This is a genomic window from Alistipes intestinihominis (assembly GCF_040095975.1).
GTDB classification, from domain to species: domain Bacteria; phylum Bacteroidota; class Bacteroidia; order Bacteroidales; family Rikenellaceae; genus Alistipes; species Alistipes senegalensis.
The window spans coordinates 1-1,327 of the sequence record NZ_JBBMFL010000045.1; the positions used below are offsets into that span (position 1 = coordinate 1).

General features: G+C 41.0%; 1 protein-coding gene. It reads right to left on the reverse strand.

What is annotated here, in order from left to right; translation table 11 throughout:
* Window positions 1-37: 37 nt before the first annotated feature.
* A complete protein-coding gene (locus WMO46_RS15545; RefSeq protein WP_118308514.1) occupies window positions 38-1,201 on the reverse strand; it encodes an IS4 family transposase in 1,164 nt (387 codons plus the stop codon).
* Window positions 1,202-1,327: the final 126 nt, after the last annotated feature.

Consider the following 1,327-nt stretch of genomic DNA (forward strand, 5'->3'; position numbering starts at 1 on the left):
TCATTAGTGTCCCGTTAAAATGGGACGAGTTAAACAATTAATCAAATAGCCCCGGAATAATGGGATTATATAGATCTTTGACATCATTGAAATTAGTCTTGTCGAACAGGTCACGCAAGAGGGTTTTGTCTGTCAATGATATGCTGAGAATTTGCAAAACTTCATAGGTAGAGCGTTTCAACTTCATATCATGTTGGACAATAGCCACAAGACAGTATGTGATAATAGCGACACTGATTTGTATGCGGACGGCGTTCTCTGTTGTGCCCCAGAATTTCTTTATCTTGAGGTGCTGCTTGAGCCATTTGAAGAACAGCTCGATCAACCATCTTTTCTTGTAAAGATTGGCGACATCCAATGCAGAAAGTTGTTTCGCATTCGTCAGAAAAGTGAGCTCACGGTCATCTTCTTCATCGTAATATCGGACGAGTCTGAATGACTCCGGATATTTCTTCCCGGAGAGATAACCGGTCAGTTTCACTTCCGCATCTGTCATTATGTTCTTTGGCATTCTCCGCTTCCATTTGACTGTCTTATACTTTAAGTTCGTCTTGGCCCTGACAACAAAGAAAGAGTCTGTAAGATGTATCCTATAGAGCTCTTTAAAAGAATCATAAGCCCTGTCGAATATATAATAAGCATTTGGTTCATAATGGATTGAAGACATCGCTGTAGAATCATGCTTTGAGGCAGTGGTTACAGTATAGAAGGCAGGAACTTGTGCTTCAATGTCGTATAAGACATGAGCTTTCACTCCTCCTTTCTTGCTTCGGAACTTTGCCCACGGGAATGTTGCAAGACATAACGGAATCGTTGTTGAATCAAACGCATATTTCTTTCCGGAAATGTCAAGGATGTTGGTCGTCCGCTTCTCGCAGGCTTCCTTCATCATATAGAATGCAAAATCTTCGAAGATTCTGTAATCACGGTTCTGGTTCGCTGTCGCAAGAGTTGTCTTGGCTATCGGTTCACGTCCTAAACCAAGATGATATTGCTTGGTCCTATGCGCCTCGAAAGCAACGATTAAGTCTCGCAGGCTCTCACGGTTACTCAGTTGTCCAAACATCATCGCGAGCATCTGATTCCAGCAAGTGAAATGTTTCACATATCTGTTGCCATCATACTTGCGAACATAGTTGTTGAACTGAGTCCTGTTCAGAAAAGCGGTTAATTGAGAGAATACGTATTTGTCTTGGAACATAGCAGCCATTTGTATTAGACTGCAAAGTTGCAAAATCAAGTCCGTTTCATCTCAAGAAACCACGTAATTGACTATATTTCAATAATTTCAAAGAACTATTTATCAACTTTTACGGGACAGTAGTGA